Genomic DNA, 19,329 nt, shown 5'->3' with positions numbered 1-19,329 from the left:
AGAGTTGCTCAACAGAGAATTGATGAACTTGGTTAAGTGCTTGTCTTAGAAACATAAAAAAATCCGAGTGTCTGGAATACACTCGGATTTTGACACCTTGAAAGGATCGTTCAACCGATCATTTAAGCCTTAACTGATCGGCATTAAGCCTTGGCTGCCTTTTTGGAATAAAGATGGAGACTAAAGCGCCATCTTCTTAACCATGCCCGCTTCAGCGTGACCGGCAATATTACAGGCTAGCTCTACATTGCTATCGCCATGGAAATGCCATAGCAGTTGCTTGGCTTTACCAGGTTCAACGGTAACTGAGTTTCCTGAGTCGTGCATATGACCTGCACTCATGGTTTTCATCATTTCACGGTGCTTCAGTTGCTCCTGTTCCGAGCCAATAGTGAACTCATGATTCATTTTGCCAGTGTTTAACACAACAAACTGAACCACGTCATTTGGCTCAATTTTCACGTCTTGTTTAAAGCGAATTTTCATATCATCACTTAAAAGCACGTGAACCACTTTGTCAGGTTTTGCGCCTTTTGCTGGCATGCCGACATCCGACATCCCTTCCATATTCATCATCATAGAGTGGTCCATTTTCGAAGCGCCCATCTCACCATGATTCATATTAGCGTGATCAACATTGGCCTGTGCGCCCATCGCAGTAACGCTTAACATGATTGATAGTAGTGTCTTTTTCATTGTTCTTTCCTTAATTTCTAGTTTAGTTCGGCCTCAGAACATCCGGAGGCTGATCAAGTCGTAGGGTTATTGTTTATTTGGTTGAGCAGCCACTTCTCGCTGCTTCCACAATTTGAAAATCGCTGGTAACACCAACAGAGTAAGCAGTAGTGCTGATGCCATACCACCAATCATCGGTGCGGCAATACGTTGCATCACTTCAGACCCCGTTCCTTGGCCGTACATAATCGGTATCAAGCCAATAATGACGGTCAGTACGGTCATCATTACAGGACGGACGCGGAGTCCCGCACCTTGGCGAATTGCGTCGGTGAGATCTTCCAGTTGCAGTGGCTGCTGATTATCCGAGGCTGCTAGTTTGGTGTAATGCCATGCCTGATTGAGGTAAACCAACATGATGACCCCAATCTCGACCGCGACACCGGCCAAGGCAATAAATCCAACCCCTACTGCTATCGAGAAGTTGTAACCAAGGTAGTGCATCAGCCATAAGCCACCGACCATCGCAAGTGGCAAAGTCATCATGATGATCAGCACTTCGCCAATACGACGGAAGCTGAAGTAGAGCAGCAGCATGATGATGGCGATGGTGATGGGAACCACAACGCCCAAGCGTTCTTTAGCGCGTTCCATGTATTCGTACTGTCCCGACCAAACCAACGAGTAACCCGCAGGGAGCACAAGCTGCTCAGCCACCGCCTGTTGTGCGTCGGCAACATAAGAACCCAGATCTCGACCATCAATATCAACAAATACCCAACCATTTGGACGTGCGTTTTCGGTCTTGATCATCGGAGGGCCGTCTTCATAACGAATATCAGCAACATCCGCCAGTGCAATACGAGCGCCGTTGGGCGTCACCAGAGGCAGGTTCTGCAATTTGACCACTGAATCACGGTAGTCTTGAGGATAACGAACGTTGATTGGATAGCGCTCTAACCCTTCAATGGTTTCCCCGACATTCATGCCGCCGACTGCTGTGGAAACCACCTGCTGTACATCTTTGATACTTAGGCCATAACGGGCAGCCGCTCTGCGCTTGATATCAATCGTGACATAGCGACCACCAGCAACACGCTCAGCATAGACAGAGGCCGTCCCCGTCACCTGATTTAAGATAGGCTCTAACTGAGCACCAATTTTCTCAATTTCACTCAATTGTGGACCTGAGATCTTGATGCCAATCGGGGTCTTAATCCCGGTCGCCAGCATGTCGATACGTGTTTTGATCGGCATGACCCATGCGTTAGTCAAACCAGGGAATTGCACCAGTTGATCAAACTCCCGACGTAGCGATTCCGTTGTAACCCCTTCACGCCATTGATCGCGCGGTTTCAACTGAATCACGGTTTCAATCATGGTGAGAGGTGCTGGGTCAGTCGCCGTGTCCGCTCGACCAATCTTGCCCCATGCAGTTTCCACTTCAGGGACGGTCATGATCAGCTTGTTGGTTTGTTGCAGTAGCTCACGTGCTTTACCTATCGAGATCCCTGGGTAAGTGGTCGGCATGTACATCAAATCTCCCTCATCCAAAGGAGGAATAAACTCACTGCCTAGCTTAGCTGTCGGATAGTAGGCCGATGCCATCAATGCCATTGCCAGCAGCAAAACACTTTTAGGGTACTTTAGGCTGAAGTTAAGCATAGGTTTGTAGAGCGCGATGAGTCCCCTATTGATTGGGTTTTTATCTTCAGGCAGAACTTTGCCTCGAATGAAATAGCCCATCAATACTGGCACTAAGGTGATCGCAAGACCTGCTGCCGCTGCCATGGCGTAAGTTTTGGTAAAGGCGAGTGGCGAAAACATCTTGCCTTCCTGGCCTTCCAGTGCAAATACAGGCACAAAGCTCAAGGTAATAATTAACAATGAGAAAAACAATGGCGCACCCACTTCCTGAGCGGCATCACCAATCACCTGCCAACGGTTCTTATCCGTTAGTGGTGTGCGTTCTATATGCTTGTGCACGTTCTCGATCATGACGATCGCCCCATCAACCATGGCGCCGATGGCAATCGCAATCCCCCCCAGTGACATGATGTTGGCGTTGATGCCTTGCCAATGCATGATGATAAACGCAGATAAGATACCAACCGGTAAGCTCAAGGCGATAACAAGCGAAGAACGAATATGGAATAAGAACAGAGCGCAAACTATCGCCACGACGATGAACTCTTCCGCCAGTTTCTTCCACAAGTTTTCGACCGCCGAATCGATCAGTGTTGAACGGTCATAAGTCGCAACAATCTCAACCCCTTCCGGTAAGCTTCGCTGTAGCTCATTGAGCTTGTCTTTGACGTTCGCAATCACCTGACTGGCGTTCTCACCAAAGCGCATCACGATCACGCCACCAACCGCTTCCCCTTCACCGTTCAGTTCCGATATACCACGACGCATTTGCGGCCCGATGTTGATGTCGGCAATATCACCAAGCAGCAACGGGGTACCTTTTTGGGTCACTTTTAGTGGCAGTGCCTGGATATCTTCTATGCTCGAGAGATAACCTGTGGTGCGAACCATATGCTCAGCTTCGGCCACTTCAACCACTGATGCGCCAGTCTCTTGGTTACCATTTTGAATCGCCATATTGACTTGTTGCAGGGTGAGGTCGTAGGCACGCAGCTTGGCAGGGTCAATTTGCACCTGATACTGTTTGACCATACCGCCAACGGTAGCGACTTCAGATACACCCGCTACGGTTTGCAGCTCATATTTGAGGAACCAGTCCTGCAAACTACGAAGTTGCGCTAAATCGTGCTGGCCTGTTTTATCCTGTAAAACGTAGCTGTATACCCAGCCAACCCCTGTCGCATCTGGACCTAACGTCGGCTTGGCGCTTGCAGGCAAGTTAGGAGCAACTTGACTCAAGTACTCTAAAACTCGCGAGCGTGCCCAGTACATGTCGGTATCATCGTTAAAGATGATGTAAACATACGAGTCACCAAAAAATGAGTAACCCCGTACCGTTTCAGCGCCCGGCACAGCCAGCATGGCTGTCGTTAAGGGATAGGTAACTTGGTCTTCGACCACTTGTGGAGCCTGTCCCGGATAGCTGGTCTTAATGATCACCTGCACATCAGAGAGATCTGGAATCGCATCCACTGGCGTATTTTTTACACTGTAAAGACCCGCCAAGATCAGTGCGGCAGTCGCCAGCAATACCAGTAAACGATTACTGATTGACCAACGGATAATGGCACCAATCATAATGCCTCCTTAGCGCGAACCAGTTGCTTCAATTGATAATCGGTGCCTTCTTTAGCCACTAGAAATCGAACTTTCTCACCTTCCTCAAAACCAGAAAGATCCACTTCATCTCCAACAGAAAAGTTCATTTCACCCGCTTGCCAACTCCACTCGGCGATAGGCAGATGCTTTAAAGTGATCATATTGAAATCGGCCATCAGCATCGATATATCACCACTCATCCATACTTCAGCCGCAACAAGGCCATCGCCAACCTTGTAGTCGACGATCTGATATTTGCCTTCTGGCGTCTTCTGCATTGCAAACTCCAACGCCAGCCCTTGAGCCAGCGCATCAATGTCAACACCTTCCGCGAGATCAAAGTTCATCACCATGCCTGGCCAATTCCATTCAGGAACTGGCTGATGGCTGATCGTTAACATTCGGTGCTGTGCCATAACATCCGTTATTTCACCTTGCGCCCAAACCGTTTCAGCGGGTGCTTCTACACCGTTGATTCTTGACAGATCTGCACTTTGACTTGATTCAGAATCAAGCAGGAAGTGAGCCGAGGTGACGATCGCTTGCCCTTGTTCAAGCCCTTTAAGCACTTCGACTTTATCGCCAGCTTCACGACCGACTTCGATACGTGCAGAGCGATAATTTCCTTCACCTTCAGCCAGTACCACACGAGCCATGCCTCCAGAACGGATTACCGATGAGCGAGGAATGGTCAGCACTTTTTCGCTACTTACAGGTTTAAGAGCAACATTGGCAAACATATTCGGTTTCAGTTCCCCGTGAGGATTTGGGAACTTCAGACGCACGCGTAACGTTCGCGTATTAGGGTCAAGGATCGGATAGACATAGTCGACCTCACCCTGCCACTCACCACCTGGGATGGCATCAAGTGTCATCGACGCACTGCTGCCCTGTTTTATCCAATGAGCCTGTCGCTCAAACACTTCAGCATCGACCCAAACCTCTTTCAGCGGTCCAGCACTAATGACTGCTTGAGCCGGAGATAGGTAGCCACCTTCACGAATATTCAGGCTAGCAATGACACCATCCGCTGGCGCTTTAATTTCGATGGTCTGCTGAGCCTGACCACGGCGCACGATGTCACTGATTTGCGCCCTATCGACACCAAGGGTGACTAATCGCTCAGTCGCCCCTTTAATCATGCCCTTACGTTGGGTCTGATGGGCACTGAGTAACTCTTCTTGTGCTTTGATCAGTTCAGGAGAGTAAAGAGAAAACAGCACACTGCCTTTTTCAACTTTTTCACCGACCGCGTTGATATAGAGTTTTTCAACCCAACCAGACACGCGTACGTTGGTCTGCCATAGGTTACTTTCATCAAAGGCGATATAACCAACCGTTTCAATACGAGGCGCAAGTTCTGCAAGCTCTACCTGTGCGGTTTTCACGCCTAGATTGTTCTCCACCGAGGGATCGATAGTAACGGTACCAGGCTGGCTGGCTCCGTTATTTTGGTCTTCTGCATAAACGGGGATAAGATCCATCCCCATCGGTGACTTACCCGGTTTATCACGCTTGTAGTTTGGATCCATCGGCGCAACCCAGTACAGAGGCTCACTGTTAGAGACAGATTCTGAAGCTTGCGCCACACTCATATCATGGTTTGCACTCGGCAAATACATGCTGGCCGCAAAGCCCAATACGCCACCCACTACTAAAGCCACGCTGGCTACTTTAAATGTCGTCATCTTCTGTTCCTTTAATTTTTCATGCGCTGAGCCGGAGGCGTAATCTGATATTCAAACCCTCCCAATAAGGCGGCCAACTGGCTGCTCACCCTATTCCAATCTGTCATTAGCCGTTCTAGTTCAAGCTGCAATGCCAACTCATCGGTCGTCGCAGAGATAACATCACTGAACTGTGCGGTATTATTTTGATAGCCACGTTCAACCGCCTCGGTACGAGAAGAAGCTTGAGGAATTAAGCTGGATTGGTATCGTTCGATCCGTTCGTTTAAGTTAGAACGGTCATTGAGCAAGGCATTCGCTTGTGCATTCATTTGCGCTAACAGGGTATCTTTCTGGGATAACGCCGCCCCAACCTGATACTGAGCCGCGGCGAGGTTGTTGTCCTGACGGTTGCCAGTAAACAGAGGAATATCCATCGTCAGGTAAGCACTGACAAGATCCGAAGCTGGCTGTCCATTCATACCGTTGGCCTGTCGATAGGCGTACATCACTTCAACGCCAAACTGTGGCGTATAAGCCTGCTCTGCCATCTCTACCTGAGTCTGATTAACTGACACATTCAGTTCAGCCATCTTGATCATCGGGTGCTGATTGAGCAGCGGATACAGATGGTTTGACTGACCAGCCTGAGCGAGTTTGCTATCTAACACCGCCCAGTTGAGTTGATTACTTGCCTTGAGGGTAGAAGCACTATCGAGCCATTGAGACCCGAGCCACTCCGAAAGCTGAGCCACAATTCGACGTTGTTGCTGGCGGTTGGCCTGTAGTTTTTCATCGAGCTTATTGACTTGAAGTTGTGCATTGAGCAAGTCTTGAGCTTCGCTTTTGCCAATTGAATAATTGGTCTGAAGATATTGCTCCATCTCGACCATCAGACGACGATTTTCATCCAATAATCGCTGTGCGTGTTGCAAATAGCCCAATTCTAGCCATAGCTGAGTCATCTGATTGGCGACTTCACGTTCTCTGACTTCTATTTGCGCCGTCAGACCATCCGCTTGCTGGTTAGCTTGCTTTTGCTTGAGCTCTAGCGTTGACCCGCGCTCAAACTGCTGCATCAAACCAACAGAGATATTGGTCATAGGATCTTTATCGAACTGAAAGCTATCTACGGGTAAGCCACCCACGCCGACTTTCAGCTTGGGATCCATCAAAGTGGCACTGGCTATGCCATTTGCACGCATTGCTTGTGCCTTGGCGGAAAACTCGGTTCGGTTGCCATCGTGGGATAACGCCGCCTCAATCAGAGACGTCAGTTGTTTAGTTGCGACCTCTCTTTGACCCGCTTCATTTCCTTTTTGATGAGCGAAAGCAAACGCAGGCAAAGTCGCCAAACTCGCACTGACTACCAGTGCGACGAATCTTGGTTCTAAATTCACAATAATTACTCATTGTTTGAAGACACAATTGAAACTCCTGAACAGGCTGAAAATACAGTCAGTACCAAGAGAAAAGAGTTGTAATTTAAGAACTAAGCGGAAGGTGGACGCAGGAAGCTTTGTGGACGCATGATCTTGTTACCAATGGTAAGCGGATAATGCAAAGCAAGCGAATAGGTAATATCACTCAGAGACTGAGTATGTTGGATAGGGTAGAAGGTCGTCGAACAAGCTGAAACACAACAGCGATGCGGGCCATCATCTGAACTAGAACAACTCACCGTATTTGTTGATGGTTGCTTATCCATTGAGTGTGAACTTCGAAGTTCTTCAACGAAAGAGTGGCAATCCGTTTTGGTTGTCTGTAAAGATTCAGGCTGGTCAGAGGCATGTTGCTGATGCGACATCTGCACACTGGAGTCCATAGCGAACATCATCGAAACCATCGACGGAGAACTGGCGGCATAACTCGACATCAACATTGCAACAATGCTGAAAATCACAATCATTAATGATTTAAGTGGATGAGTCATGGCGTACCTTTATCTATGAACTATGGATGTTAATCCTTACCCCTAGGTAAAGGTCAAGAGTATATGACAAGAAAAAAGGATTGGTGCAGCACCAATCCTCTCTAAAATCGTCGATAATTACTCGTAATCTGAAGCGTATGTCTCTTCGTAAGTATGTGAGTAAAGCTCGAACAAGTTACCAAACGGGTCTTCTAGGTAGACCATTTTTGCTGGCTTGCTGTCGTCTTCTGGATGGTAGCGCATCACATCCATACGTACCTTACCGCCAAACTTCTCAACTTTTTCCATCACAGCTTCGAAGTCATCTGTTTGTAGACAGAAGTGGAAGATACCCAAGCGCGAGAAATCAACCTCATGACGTTCCTGACGCTCTTTCATTTCAAATAATTCCACGCCGATGCCATCAATTGTCACTAAGTGGGCGATGTTGAAACCTTTAAATCCTTCACCGAATACTGCGATACACATGCGACCAATCGCCGTCTCGCGTTCTTCAACAACTTTAGTATTGTTCATCACAATGCTAAGACCTAGAGCTTGAGTGTAGAACTCAACCGCTTGTTCCATATCGCCAACCATGATGCCCACGTGATTCATTTTCATAATCTGCTCCAAATACATTTCATTTGTTTGTTTCGATGAGCAGAGTATATGGCGTGCAGAGAATTACTTGAAATTATCATTAATTATAAAAATAATAACAAAACTTTATAATCAATTCTCCACTACTTGGCTAGTGAGTCGTACTCATCCGCCTAGAAAGCAGCTTATTGACTGCCCAGTCAAATCGGGGAACAGCAGCATAAACCGCCGCAACGAATGCAATAGAGCCGACTAAATCGATAGGCCTATGCATACCTAACCACAATCGACTATAGGCAACAGCCACAGCCCAACAACCGAGTAAAGCCGCAAGTGTGTAGCGTTTATTGCTAACAAAGATACCACCAAAAAACGCTAAACAAATCGCCGCAAAAATCGTGTGTCCTGATGGAAATGAGTAGTCTTTTTCGCCCTGCCAGTGACGGGTTCTCCACTCGGTGACTTGTTGCGAAATCTCATCTATCACTTGAGATTTTTGCAAGGAGTCTAGTTTGTAGAAGTGTTCTGGTTTGGGGATGAGTAACTGATACGCGAGCAACTCGGTGTATGGGCGTGGGCTTTCGGTCAAATGCTTTAAGCCCGCTTTAGCAGCAAAACCGATCACCAGAATAATCGCTAGTTGCACCATTTTATTAGTGAATTCAGGATGGTTGCCTATTATTCGCCAAGTGATAAACACCAAAAGCGAAAGTGAAAACAAAAAACCTGAAGAACCCGCAGAATCAGTCAGTACGGAGAAAACTATCCCAGTAAAGTCATTCACTTCACTGAGTAGATCAATATGACTCACAATTAACGACATCGGCGCGATAACCAGCAAAAATGCCACAAGCAGCACCAGACCATCACGCTTATTTTTCAACAGATTTTTCACGATATAGATTCACAGCAGCACAAGAGGAGAAGGAATAGTAGTTTACTTCACTGGCAGAAATTATCAGTTCAATGTCAAATTGGTGAAAGTTAACTCACCTCCACCAATCCAATACGCTTTGGGGCTTTATCACTCATGCGACTAGCGAACATTGACATGACCACAGAAGAAATGGTTTACAGGGCCATGTCCTTGCCCCACTTTAAGCTGATCTGCTTGAGAGATGGCTTGAGAGATATACTGTTTGCCGAGATACACCGCCTTATGTAGGCGATGACCCTGAGCTAAATAAGAGGCAATCGCTGATGAGAGAGTACACCCCGTGCCATGGGTATTTTTGGTTTCAATTCGCTTGGAGCTCAACACTTCGCTGCTGTTTTGCTCAATCAACAGATCGCTACTCTTATCCGTTTTCTTCAAGTGACCACCTTTGAGTAATACCGCTTTAGCGCCTAGCGCTTTGAGTGCATCGATCGTCTCCGTCATCTGGCTTTCATTGTGAGGAATATCCCTCCCAGTCAAAGCGGCACATTCAGGCAAGTTCGGGGTAATCAAGTCCGCTAAAGGAAGAAGCTGCTGTTTCAATGTTTCGACCGCCGATTGGGCTAATAACGGGTCACCACTGGTTGCAACCATGACCGGATCCACCACTAAATACTTGGGTTGATACTGACGAATTTTTCTCGCAACCATCGCGATGATATCAGCGTCCGCGAGCATTCCAACTTTGACAGCAACCACATTAAGATCGGAGAAAACAGCGTCGAGTTGGCTCTCAATATGTTCGACAGGGATAGGATGAATGGCACTAACACCGAGTGTATTTTGCGAGGTAACCGCCGTAATGACTGAACAGGCATAACTGCCCGTCGCGGATATCGCCTTAATGTCGGCTTGGATACCAGCACCACCACCGCTATCTGAGCCGGCAATAGTGAGTACAATAGGTGGTGTGTCTTGAGAGTGTGGCATTTTGGCTCCTACAACAAGACGTACAAGAACCTATGGCGATAAGCAGAGAGAGCTCAATGAGCCGATTTCTCCATCGAATGCCAGTATGACGACCGAACGGTCGATATACATATAGTTCCCTACGCCAGTGCTAACTGAATCAGGTTCAACGGGTCTCGCTTTGCGATCTCAGCCTTAATCCTATTGGGCAGGCTCCCCGACTATTGGTCACAAATCATAACAATAAACTTTCACCGATTACATCAATTATTTATCCGTCAGATGGAGGGGGCGTCCATTGTGAACTATAGTAGTTTAGCTCACGGGAATAAGGAGAGAATTATGAGCCAGGAGGCACTACTATCTCGTTTGAACGAGCTACCAAGGATTCAAAAAATTCTTCAAGAACTGCTAGACATGGTGACCAAAGACGACGTTGACTTCAGACTTCTTGCCAATAAAATTGCCACCGATCAGGTCTTGAGCGCACGCTTACTCAGATTAGCCAACTCTGCGCATTTTGGCGGCAACAAAACGATATCCTCAGTCAACGAGGCACTGGTTCGCGTTGGTACTGCACCGGTGAGGACGTTAGTTGTGGTTTCAGTGCTGTCAGGGGTATTTCCTAAGCTACCAACCTTAGATATCAGTAAATACTGGGAAGAGACGTTTGAAGTTTCCATTATTGCCAGTAAGATCGCCAATGTGACCGATATGGATGGAGACGAAGCTTTTACCACAGGTATCTTGCACAATATCGGTGAACTGATGATCCATGCGCTGGTTCCAGAACAGGCCAAAATCATCACCGCTCGGGTAGAAGCAGGAGAAAATGCCATCGCAGTTCAGGAAGAAATTCTTGATATCACTGCGCCAACATTAGGAGCGAAGTTAGCCAAGAGCTGGCACTTCCCAGATGTCATGATTGACGCCATCGCCAATTTTGACCAACCACGCGACGCAGAGATTTCACCTAAAATGGCCACCACCTTACACTTTGCCCGTTCGATTCATCGCGATTGGGACAAGTTAGAAAGTGATGAGGGAAAGAGCCGATATCTGGCCGAGCATCCCGACTCACGCTTACTCAATATCTCCACGTCATTTGCCTCGACCATAGATCAATTTCGCGGCAATGGAAAAGCGTTAGCGATAGAGCTCAACGCAGCGTAAATCGTACGGCGAGCCTAGGCTAGCTTCCCCTACCAAAACAATGTGTTATCACCTAAACTAGGTTAGATAATTTTTTGTTATGGACAGTATTGATGCTAAACCCTTCTTGGCTAAAAACATTTGTCACTTTGGTTGATACCGGCCACTTCACCAAAACCGCAGAAAAACTGTTTATGACGCAACCCGGTGTCAGTCAGCATATCAAAAAACTAGAACACATCTGCGGACATGCGTTAATCGAAAGACACAACAAAACATTTGTCGTCACAGAAGCGGGAAGAACAGTCTATGACTACGCCAACCAACTAGAATCTGAACAAAAAAAGATGTTGAGTTCACTTAGCCAAGACGATCCGTACAGTGGTCTGGTGTCTGTCTCTTGTTCGGGTTCACTGGCGTTACTGCTCTACCCTCATCTGCTCAATTTACAATGTAAACACCCAGAGCTGATTCCCCTGCTGGAAGCGGCTCCTCACCACAAAATCCTTGCCGACGTCATCAAGGGCGAGGTCGACTTGGGGATTGTGGCAAACGAGCCTACTGATCCACGTATTGATTCACATAAGTTTGGTTCTGAGCCGTTATGCCTGATGCTACCTAAAGAAAAGATGGCCAAAAAACTCGATGAAAAAGCGCTTAAAGAGCTCGGACTGATCAGACACCCTGATGCCGAACACTACTTGTCGCTCTATTTTTCACGCTGCGGGGAAAGCCAACTTGCCGCGATCAATATCAATCAAATCCCGACGACGGGATACATCAATCAACTGAGTCAGATTTTATTGCCTGTCGCGCAAGGACATGGGTTTACTATCTTGCCTAAAAGCGCTCTAGAGGCTTTTCCACTCAAAGAGCAAATCGCCGTCTATCAGCCCAAAAGTGAAGTGATTGAAACTCTCTATCTGCTGACTAAACGACACCGACAAATTCCGGCTCGCTTTGACACCATTAGGCAAGTCATGAAAAATCAGTTGAATTAGTTGAGAGGGATAAAACGCAAAAAGGAGCCACTGGCTCCTTTTCACGTGTTTTGTACTTTTCATCATTTACGCCTCGAGAACATCTTCACCAGACATCTCGGAGATCAGCAACAAATCGTCTTCATCGAGTTTCATTCCCAACACAGGGACACCATGTTGAACTATCCAACTGCAGAAGAATACGAATACGCCTAAAGCGACAAGACCAAGTGATAGCATAACCAAACCTCCTCCGTGGTTATCAACAAAGTATCGATAACTTGAAGATGTGACTTTTTGAGAAAGATAAAGCAAAAGGCCTACGGAAATACTTAGTTCTATTACGTTTGTCGATTCACTCTTAACGATGGGTTCGTTAAGCCCTGTGTGTCGATTTGGGTTCAGTTTATTCGTATTTACTTTGGGAGTTTACTCGATTCTCTACACCTTTAAGTTACTGAGATGCCTTTTCAATATAGTGATACCGTACACGTGAAGCAACTATATTTAGTGGTGAATGAATAGAAGATCACAAATTTTATGCCTACACATGCATAATTATCGCAAACTCGCCTGTAGCAACACAAAAACGGGGCACAAAGCCCCGTTTTAAAACCCAGTTTATGAGTGTTTATGCGCCAATCACGCCACCATCTTCTCGGGTAATCGCCATAATGGTTGAACGCGGTTTAGTGCTACCCCCGCCAGGGAAGTGCGAAGGTGCCCCGTCTTCACCTGGGTGCTGAACACCAACAAACATGGTTTTATAGTCTGCTGAAAAAGTAAGGCCGGTAATCTCACAAGCAACTGGGCCAGTAAGGAAACGACGCACTTCGCCCGTCATAGGATCACCACACAACATTTGGTTGTTACCTTGACCCGCAAAATTTCCTTTGTTCGAGTAATTGCCGTCAGTTTGAATCCACAAGCGACCCGCGCTATCAAAACCAATACCATCAGGGCTGTTGAACATGTTATCTGCATTAATGTTGTCACTGCCTGCATACAGGCTACCCTGATGCACTTGTGGGTTACCGGCAATCAAGTAGAGATCCCATTCAAAATTGTCACTGATGTGAGATCCGTTCTTCGGCATCCAACGCACAATCTGACCATAGTGGTTTTCTTTACGCGGGTTAGGACCACCTACAGGCTGTCCCTCTTTAACACCACGATTTTTGTTGTTGGTTAAGGTGCAGAATACATGCTTGTTATCTGGGTGAACCGCGACCCACTCAGGACGATCCATAGTTGTTGCCCCCACTTGCGTTGCCGCACGACGGGCAAAGATCATCACTTCAGCCTGATCCATAAAACCATTCTGCTTTGTTAGCCCATTTTTACCATGCGTAAGCTCGATCCACTGACCTTTACCGCGCAGTTCTTTATCATCCATCTCGAATTTCGCCACATACAATGTGCCTTCTTCAAGTAGGTTGCGATTCGCTTGGTCATTACCCGGCTGGTATGTGTTCTTAGAGACAAATTTGTACAGGTGCTCACCACGCTCATCATCGCCTAGGTACACCACAACATGACCACTGTCATCCACCAATAATGCGGCATTTTCATGTTTAAATCGGCCTAAAGCCGTGCGCTTAAGTGGGGTTGATGTGGGGTCATTCGGGTCAATTTCTACTACCCAACCAAAACGGTGAGGTTCATTTGGGTGCTTGGCAACATCAAAACGCTCATCACTATCGTGCCATTGATACTTACTTGGTGCGGCTTTTACTCCGTAGCGTTTATGGTCAGCGCTAAGATCGGCACTCGCTCTAGTACCAAAGTAGCCATTGAAGTTCTCTTCACAAGTTAGGTATGTTCCCCAAGGCGTTTGACCATTCGCGCAGTTATTAAACGTGCCCAGCGGCTTCATTCCTGAAGGATCCAGCTCAGTTTTCATTAAATCATGACCAGCCGCAGGCCCGGTTAGTTTCATTTCAGTGTTGGCTGTAATTCTGCGGTTTCGCATGCCATTTTTATCCAGCTTCCACTCACCGCCTTTTCGAATGATTTCAAATACCGTAACACCGTGTGCAGCCTGAGCTTTTAACACATCGTCGGCAGTCATGGCTTTACCACCATGATCAAACAGTAGATCGTAATTGGTGTATTCATTATTTACCGCGATAACCGCTCGGTCTTCGCTAATAGGAAATAGGCTCATCCCATCCGTGTTATCACCAAACTGACGCAATTGAGCCTTAGAACCTTGCTTACCACTCGGGTCAAACTCAGGGACATCTGGGAAAATAGGGTCTCCCCACGACAGCAGCGGCGTTGCTTTGTACCCTTTAGGTACAATAAACGCATCGGCCGTCGAAGCAGGAACCGCTTCAAAGTTGAGCAGTGAACTGTCGTTGTTAGCGGCAAAAGCCTTAGTAATTGGGTTTAGTGAAAGAAATGCACTTGCACTAACGGCTGCGGTACCAGCTAAAAAACGACGACGTGATAAACGCGCGTCGATCATTTGGCTGAATTGAGAATCCTGACTGTCACGATCCCACATTGCTGACTCCTTGCTTAAGTAGTTTTTATCTCTTTGGCGCAGATCGTAGATAGTTAGCATGACAAACAAGTTAAGCTATTGTTTCATATTGATTAATAAAAATAGACAGAAAGAGTGAATTTACATTTCAACTTCATTAAAGTGCGCTATGGTTCACTTTTGACTGATAAATAGTGTAATACGTACAAAAAAATGTGATCAAAAACCTAGATCTTTTCAGATTTGGTAGCTACATTGTTGATTGTTCATGAGGAACTACATCCACATAAGCTCATTGAGGAGCATGTTTGTTTTTTAAGTGAGGGATTATCATGAAGAAAATGAGAAAAGCACAATTGCATCGCGTACGCATTCAATACTGGAAAGAGTCGAACAAAAACGCGAGCAAATCATCTTAATGTGCTAACCCACCGTACTAAGCTGGCTTAACCGCCAGCTTTTGTGTTTTTATCGCAATGAAAATTAGGCGGCTCTATGGCTGAAAGGAAACAGCTGAGTTAACTCATGCATGATGCTTTGCGTCTGTTTTGAGTAAAGATGTTTATCTTTATAACCCACCAATTGTACCTGACGCACCTTTCCGGAAATCAGTAACTGACGAATCATACGATTGACCATCTGCACATCCAATGCCGTGCCTTGCTCCAATCTCGAGACTGGGTAGAGGCAAGATAAGTCGATGTTTACTACCACATCATTACAGTGCGCTAAAAAGCTCGCCAACTGATTCTTGACTTGAAAACGATGACTGAAGCTGCATTCTTCACCCGTCATCCAATCACAACCTAAGTCTTCAGCGTATTCTAACAAACGCTCTGTATGCTGGTTAATATCAACCCCTAGGCAGAACAGACGACACTCATTGTAGCGAGCAAGAGCAAAATGGTATGCGCTGCCTTGAACGGGTTCTAGTGACGCCTTGAGTTCAAAGTCTCGACCAATATGAACAATGCCAAGCTCTTGTCTAGAGGAATGCAACAGAGGCAACGAGTGGAGCAAGGTTTCACTGTTATTAGTAAACACAACTGGCAATGTCTCAGTACCAAGGTAACGGCTCAACTGATGCTGGTATTTGGTCACTGGCTGAGCAGTAAGGTTGTAGTGCCCACCATTTAACCAGCTAAAACCATCCAGCTCTTCAATCCACTGATAAATCTCTTCCAAGCTTTGATCGGCCATTTCGAAATCCACCAGCTTCATCGGCTTGAGCTTTTCACTAACCGTGAGAAGAGCTAAACGATGAGACAACATCCCTGTGAGATTTTGATCTTTATTACGTCGAAATAGGCCAAACATATGAATTACCTTTCTGGGGGCAATGCCCTCGCTGCTTGAAGTACGTGAAGAATGATCCTCTGTTGATTTAATTGAACTCGATGAGCAGGAGCCATTACTGAAATTGCACCGATCAGTTTGGAGCCTTTCATTACCGGTGCGCTGATACCAGAAACACCAGAGTCAATTTCTGAGGTGCTAACGGCATATCCCTGATTGCGGATTTGCTCCAGTTCCAGCTTCCACTGTTCGTGGCGTTCTTGTTCCCCAAAATAGCGCAAGATTTTTTCACATCGCGTTGCTGGCATATAAGCCAACATAACTTTGGATGAGGCGCCTCGTAACAGGGGTTGACTTTGACCCTGGACGTAGCTGCAACGAAGCGCCTGCATGCTCTCTTTGCGACTCACACACAATGCTCTGTAACCAACAGGCACCATATAAGCCGCCATCTCACCCGTCTGTTTCTGTAAGCGGTTCAACACTGCGTCAACGACATCTAAGTCGTGTTGACTCGTTTCATAACTGCGCATCAATAGCAGTGCTGCTGGACCGATGATCAAGGTTTTGTCATTTGGACTTTCCTCGATCAGATTCCACTCTTTTAGCAACTTCAAATGACGGTAAAGACTACTGATCGGTGTGCCTAATTGTTCACTCAACTGTTTGGCTGTGATCGGCTCATCATTGACCGCCACCTGCATTAATAGTTGAAGAACTTTTTCGTTAACCTGTCCGCTATTCTGTTTCATAGAGTTCACGCTATTGTTGTAGCGTTTTCGATTGATAGTGATCAAATTGTATTCTTACTTGGTAGGAATTTATAAACAAAATAATGCTACATTTCTTACTATGTGAGAATACAAAAAACTAAAGGCGATCATTTTCTCAGTGCATTTGTCGAACGTCGGTGTGAATAAAAAGGAGCCTCATAACGGCTCCTTTTACTTGTATGGAATAATATTTGGCTATTTCTGCGTAAGGCTAGCACCATGAGTGGCAATCACCTGTTGGTACCAGAAAAAACTCTTTTTGCGTTTTCGTTCTAAACTACCGTGTCCATCATCATGCCTATCAACGTAGATAAATCCGTATCGCTTGCTCATCTCGGCGGTTGAGTTGGCCACCAAATCAATGGGCCCCCAACTGGTGAATCCCATCAGCTCAACGCCATCTAACATCGCTTCGTGAGCCTGAACCAAATGATCATTGAGATAAGCGATTCGATAATCGTCATTGATTTGGCCGTTGTCATCGATTTCATCGCGAGCTCCAAGACCATTCTCCACCACAAATAATGGCTTTTGGTAGCGGTCGTACAAAAAGTTAAGCAGTATACGTAGCCCTTTAGGGTCGATGAGCCACCCCAAAGAAAATTGGTCGGGATAATTAATTTATATTTCCTATTTTGTTGGCCTTTTTATGTAAGCTTTTGGCATTTTCGAGATCTTGACGGCACCTTTATCCAACCTCAAGGTTTATGCTTAGATTAGGATATTCACTAGAAGGTCATGTTTATGAACTACAAACATATTCTTGTTGCGCTTGAGCTTACTGACGAAAGTAAAGTGTTAGTCGATAAAGCGGTCTACTTGGCAAAACTGACGAATGCCGAGGTTTCATTTATCCATATTGATGGCTCTCACGGGGAGATTTACCCAGAAGTTGTCGACCTTCAAACCGAGACGAATCAGCCGCCGTTTGGTGAGCACACCATTGAACAAATCCGCGCATTTGAATCGTACAGCGCATTCCCTATTAAGCACATCCTGCTTGGCTCGGGAGACCTAGCCGATAAATTAGCGAATACGATCGAAAATAATAACGTCGATCTCTTGCTCTGTGGTCACCACCACGATTTTTGGAGCAAAATTGTCTCTTACTCCAAACATTTAGTCGATGCATCTCCCGTTGATATCCTTGTGGTACCTATCTAGTCCTTTGTTGCTCCGCTTAACGTTGACAACGGGTCTCATAGCGAGGCCCGTTTTTAATTTTTATGCGTTTCTAACCGACTCCTTGCCACGCTGCATTATGGACAAAAAGTTCCATAGTGATTGGCAAATATCGCTATTTTTCCGTTAGTTATCATGACGTAAATTACCCTCATCAAGAGACGCTGACGGCAATTGGCGCCAATATAGAGAAAGTTAGGAGCCCATATGACTCATCCAATTATCAAAGATTTAGAAACTCGCTACACCGCTAAAAAATATGACGCGACCAAACGCATTTCAGCGCAGGATATCGAAACCATCAAGCAAGCGATCCACCTATCTGCTTCATCAATTAACTCGCAACCATGGAAATTTATCGTGCTAGAGAGTGATGAAGCAAAACAAAGATTTCACGACACGTTTGCCAATAAGTTTGCGTTTAATCAACCACACGCAAAAGAAGCATCACATACGATTTTGTTTGCCCATAACCCACGTTATACCAAAGAGCAGTACAAAAAAGTTGTCGATGCTGAAGTGACATCAGGTCATTTACCAGCAGAGCGATACAACGACATGCTAAATGGCGCATTCGGTTTTGCTGAACTGAATACCGATGAGGCAGGCTACAACGGAAATTGGACGAAAGCTCAAACTTACATTGCCCTAGGTAATACCTTACACACACTGGCACGCTTGGGGATTGCTTCGACACCAATGGAAGGGGTTGATGCCGAGCTAATCGGTGATGTATTCAAAGAAGAGCTAGACGGATACGTATGTGATTTTGCACTTGCAATGGGCTACCACAAAGACGGTGAAGACTATAACCACGGTCTGCCAAAAGCTCGTTTGCCTATTGAAGACGTTATCACAACACTTTAAAGCATCGGGGCGGATACTATGGCGAAACGCACGATCGTTGCCAATATCATTGCTAAACCGCATGACTCACATTCAGTGAACCACACAAAATCACAAGGCTTCCTTTAAGGAAGCCTTTTTGCTTCCATTCATCACGCTAATGACTATTTCATCTTGAACTCTAAAAACATGCGCGACCCAGCTAGAGACCTCTTCAGGGCGAATTGCCCAAGGGGATCTGACCCAGCGTTTATCTCTGAGTGGAAACGATGAATTTGCTCATATTGCTGACTCAGTCAACAATATTGTGACCAGTTTTCAGCATGTTGTGCAGACCAACCGTGATTCCATCAGTCAATTAGCACGCTCTGCCGAAGAGAGCTCAGCCGTCGCAGTACAGACCAAACAAGATATCCTGACGCAGCAAGCGCAAACCGAGCAAATCGCAACAGCCATCAATGAGTTTACCGCTACGGTTCATTAAGTCGCGCAAAGCGCCTCATCAGCGGCACAAGCTTCTGAACAGGCGGTTCAGGCCGCTGAAAGCGGTCAGAAAGTGGTGACGGAAAGTATCGATTTGATTGAATTAGACATGTGCCATCCCATTTAAGTCCAACTAAAGTATATCGGCAAACCATAGGGGCGATAGCAGCATTGATTATG

General features: G+C 46.2%; 16 protein-coding genes, 2 pseudogenes and 1 riboswitch. Of the genes and pseudogenes, 5 read left to right on the top strand and 13 right to left on the bottom strand.

All coding sequences use genetic code 11. The features are described 5' to 3' along the window. Positions 1-180: 180 nt before the first annotated feature. From copI to thiD, 8 genes are all read right to left on the bottom strand, one after another. On the bottom strand, positions 181-696 hold the full coding sequence (copI, locus tag QTN95_RS15555; RefSeq protein WP_138973072.1) for a copper-resistant cuproprotein CopI: 516 nt from the start codon (positions 694-696) through the stop codon (positions 181-183). A 66-nt stretch (positions 697-762) separates the two neighbouring features. Continuing rightward, positions 763-3,900: an efflux RND transporter permease subunit gene (locus QTN95_RS15550; RefSeq protein WP_138973033.1), complete on the bottom strand. Its 3,138-nt coding sequence runs from the start codon at positions 3,898-3,900 to the stop codon at positions 763-765. Beyond that, a complete protein-coding gene (locus QTN95_RS15545) occupies positions 3,897-5,609 on the bottom strand; it encodes an efflux RND transporter periplasmic adaptor subunit (RefSeq protein WP_331418074.1) in 1,713 nt (570 codons plus the stop codon). The genes QTN95_RS15550 and QTN95_RS15545 overlap by 4 nt, the downstream gene beginning before the upstream one ends. 11 nt (positions 5,610-5,620) lie before the next feature. Next, on the bottom strand, positions 5,621-6,988 hold the full coding sequence (locus QTN95_RS15540; RefSeq protein WP_443088790.1) for a TolC family protein: 1,368 nt from the start codon (positions 6,986-6,988) through the stop codon (positions 5,621-5,623). 92 nt (positions 6,989-7,080) lie between these two features. Further along, positions 7,081-7,521, bottom strand: coding sequence for a hypothetical protein (locus QTN95_RS15535; protein ID WP_331418073.1), 441 nt, complete (start codon positions 7,519-7,521; stop codon positions 7,081-7,083). A 117-nt stretch (positions 7,522-7,638) separates the two neighbouring features. Continuing rightward, complete coding sequence (locus tag QTN95_RS15530; protein ID WP_331418072.1) at positions 7,639-8,124, bottom strand: VOC family protein; 486 nt, start codon at positions 8,122-8,124, stop codon at positions 7,639-7,641. Between the two features lie 130 nt (positions 8,125-8,254). Beyond that, on the bottom strand, positions 8,255-8,998 hold the full coding sequence (locus QTN95_RS15525; RefSeq protein ID WP_331418071.1) for a phosphatase PAP2 family protein: 744 nt from the start codon (positions 8,996-8,998) through the stop codon (positions 8,255-8,257). A 141-nt stretch (positions 8,999-9,139) separates the two neighbouring features. Then, entirely contained in the window at positions 9,140-9,970 is an 831-nt protein-coding gene (gene thiD, locus QTN95_RS15520; protein WP_331418070.1) for a bifunctional hydroxymethylpyrimidine kinase/phosphomethylpyrimidine kinase, read from the bottom strand. Positions 9,971-10,069: 99 nt separating this feature from the next. Then, a riboswitch (TPP riboswitch) is annotated at positions 10,070-10,179 on the bottom strand. A 112-nt stretch (positions 10,180-10,291) separates the two neighbouring features. On the opposite strand from thiD, the gene QTN95_RS15515 reads away from it, so the two are divergent. Beyond that, positions 10,292-11,122 (top strand): HDOD domain-containing protein, encoded by an 831-nt coding sequence (locus tag QTN95_RS15515; protein ID WP_331418069.1) that lies wholly within the window; start codon positions 10,292-10,294, stop codon positions 11,120-11,122. A gap of 92 nt (positions 11,123-11,214) precedes the next feature. Further along, positions 11,215-12,102 (top strand): LysR family transcriptional regulator, encoded by an 888-nt coding sequence (locus QTN95_RS15510; RefSeq protein WP_331418068.1) that lies wholly within the window; start codon positions 11,215-11,217, stop codon positions 12,100-12,102. Positions 12,103-12,168: 66 nt separating this feature from the next. On the opposite strand, the gene QTN95_RS15505 is transcribed toward QTN95_RS15510, so the two are convergent. The 5 genes and pseudogenes from QTN95_RS15505 to QTN95_RS15485 form a co-directional block, all read right to left on the bottom strand. After that, positions 12,169-12,321, bottom strand: a complete 153-nt coding sequence (locus QTN95_RS15505; RefSeq protein WP_171052237.1) for a hypothetical protein — start codon at positions 12,319-12,321, stop codon at positions 12,169-12,171. 391 nt (positions 12,322-12,712) lie between these two features. Then, positions 12,713-14,590 (bottom strand): PhoX family protein, encoded by a 1,878-nt coding sequence (locus QTN95_RS15500; RefSeq protein WP_331418067.1) that lies wholly within the window; start codon positions 14,588-14,590, stop codon positions 12,713-12,715. 462 nt (positions 14,591-15,052) lie between these two features. Then, positions 15,053-15,886: an arginase gene (locus QTN95_RS15495; protein WP_138973042.1), complete on the bottom strand. Its 834-nt coding sequence runs from the start codon at positions 15,884-15,886 to the stop codon at positions 15,053-15,055. Between the two features lie 5 nt (positions 15,887-15,891). After that, positions 15,892-16,617 (bottom strand): IclR family transcriptional regulator, encoded by a 726-nt coding sequence (locus tag QTN95_RS15490; RefSeq protein WP_419723629.1) that lies wholly within the window; start codon positions 16,615-16,617, stop codon positions 15,892-15,894. Positions 16,618-16,833: 216 nt separating this feature from the next. Further along, positions 16,834-17,235, bottom strand: a pseudogene (locus QTN95_RS15485) (family 1 glycosylhydrolase); the annotation flags it as partial. Positions 17,236-17,382: 147 nt separating this feature from the next. Here QTN95_RS15485 and QTN95_RS15480 point away from each other — a divergent pair. The 3 genes and pseudogenes from QTN95_RS15480 to QTN95_RS15470 form a co-directional block, all read left to right on the top strand. After that, positions 17,383-17,802, top strand: coding sequence for a universal stress protein (locus tag QTN95_RS15480; protein WP_331418066.1), 420 nt, complete (start codon positions 17,383-17,385; stop codon positions 17,800-17,802). A 225-nt stretch (positions 17,803-18,027) separates the two neighbouring features. Then, positions 18,028-18,687, top strand: a complete 660-nt coding sequence (locus QTN95_RS15475; protein WP_138973044.1) for a nitroreductase family protein — start codon at positions 18,028-18,030, stop codon at positions 18,685-18,687. A gap of 178 nt (positions 18,688-18,865) precedes the next feature. Beyond that, a pseudogene (locus QTN95_RS15470) lies at positions 18,866-19,252 on the top strand (HAMP domain-containing protein); the annotation flags it as partial. Between the last annotated feature and the right edge of the window lie 77 nt (positions 19,253-19,329).

The organism is Vibrio sp. M260112, assembly GCF_036533775.1.
GTDB lineage: Bacteria > Pseudomonadota > Gammaproteobacteria > Enterobacterales > Vibrionaceae > Vibrio.
The sequence above is the reverse complement of the archived record's forward strand: the minus strand, read 5'-3'. Positions and strand labels throughout refer to the sequence as shown.

Bases quoted from the DNA above. Each gene is read 5' to 3' on its own strand.
- copI (WP_138973072.1), bottom strand. From the start codon at position 696: ATGAAAAAGACACTACTATCAATCATGTTAAGCGTTACTGCGATGGGC.
- QTN95_RS15550 (WP_138973033.1), bottom strand. From the start codon at position 3,900: ATGATTGGTGCCATTATCCGTTGGTCAATCAGTAATCGTTTACTGGTA.
- QTN95_RS15545 (WP_331418074.1), bottom strand. From the start codon at position 5,609: ATGACGACATTTAAAGTAGCCAGCGTGGCTTTAGTAGTGGGTGGCGTA.
- QTN95_RS15535 (WP_331418073.1), bottom strand. From the start codon at position 7,521: ATGACTCATCCACTTAAATCATTAATGATTGTGATTTTCAGCATTGTT.
- QTN95_RS15530 (WP_331418072.1), bottom strand. From the start codon at position 8,124: ATGAAAATGAATCACGTGGGCATCATGGTTGGCGATATGGAACAAGCG.
- thiD (WP_331418070.1), bottom strand. From the start codon at position 9,970: ATGCCACACTCTCAAGACACACCACCTATTGTACTCACTATTGCCGGC.
- QTN95_RS15515 (WP_331418069.1), top strand. From the start codon at position 10,292: ATGAGCCAGGAGGCACTACTATCTCGTTTGAACGAGCTACCAAGGATT.
- QTN95_RS15510 (WP_331418068.1), top strand. From the start codon at position 11,215: ATGCTAAACCCTTCTTGGCTAAAAACATTTGTCACTTTGGTTGATACC.
- QTN95_RS15505 (WP_171052237.1), bottom strand. From the start codon at position 12,321: ATGCTATCACTTGGTCTTGTCGCTTTAGGCGTATTCGTATTCTTCTGC.
- QTN95_RS15500 (WP_331418067.1), bottom strand. From the start codon at position 14,590: ATGTGGGATCGTGACAGTCAGGATTCTCAATTCAGCCAAATGATCGAC.
- QTN95_RS15495 (WP_138973042.1), bottom strand. From the start codon at position 15,886: ATGTTTGGCCTATTTCGACGTAATAAAGATCAAAATCTCACAGGGATG.
- QTN95_RS15490 (WP_419723629.1), bottom strand. From the start codon at position 16,617: ATGAAACAGAATAGCGGACAGGTTAACGAAAAAGTTCTTCAACTATTA.
- QTN95_RS15480 (WP_331418066.1), top strand. From the start codon at position 17,383: ATGAACTACAAACATATTCTTGTTGCGCTTGAGCTTACTGACGAAAGT.
- QTN95_RS15475 (WP_138973044.1), top strand. From the start codon at position 18,028: ATGACTCATCCAATTATCAAAGATTTAGAAACTCGCTACACCGCTAAA.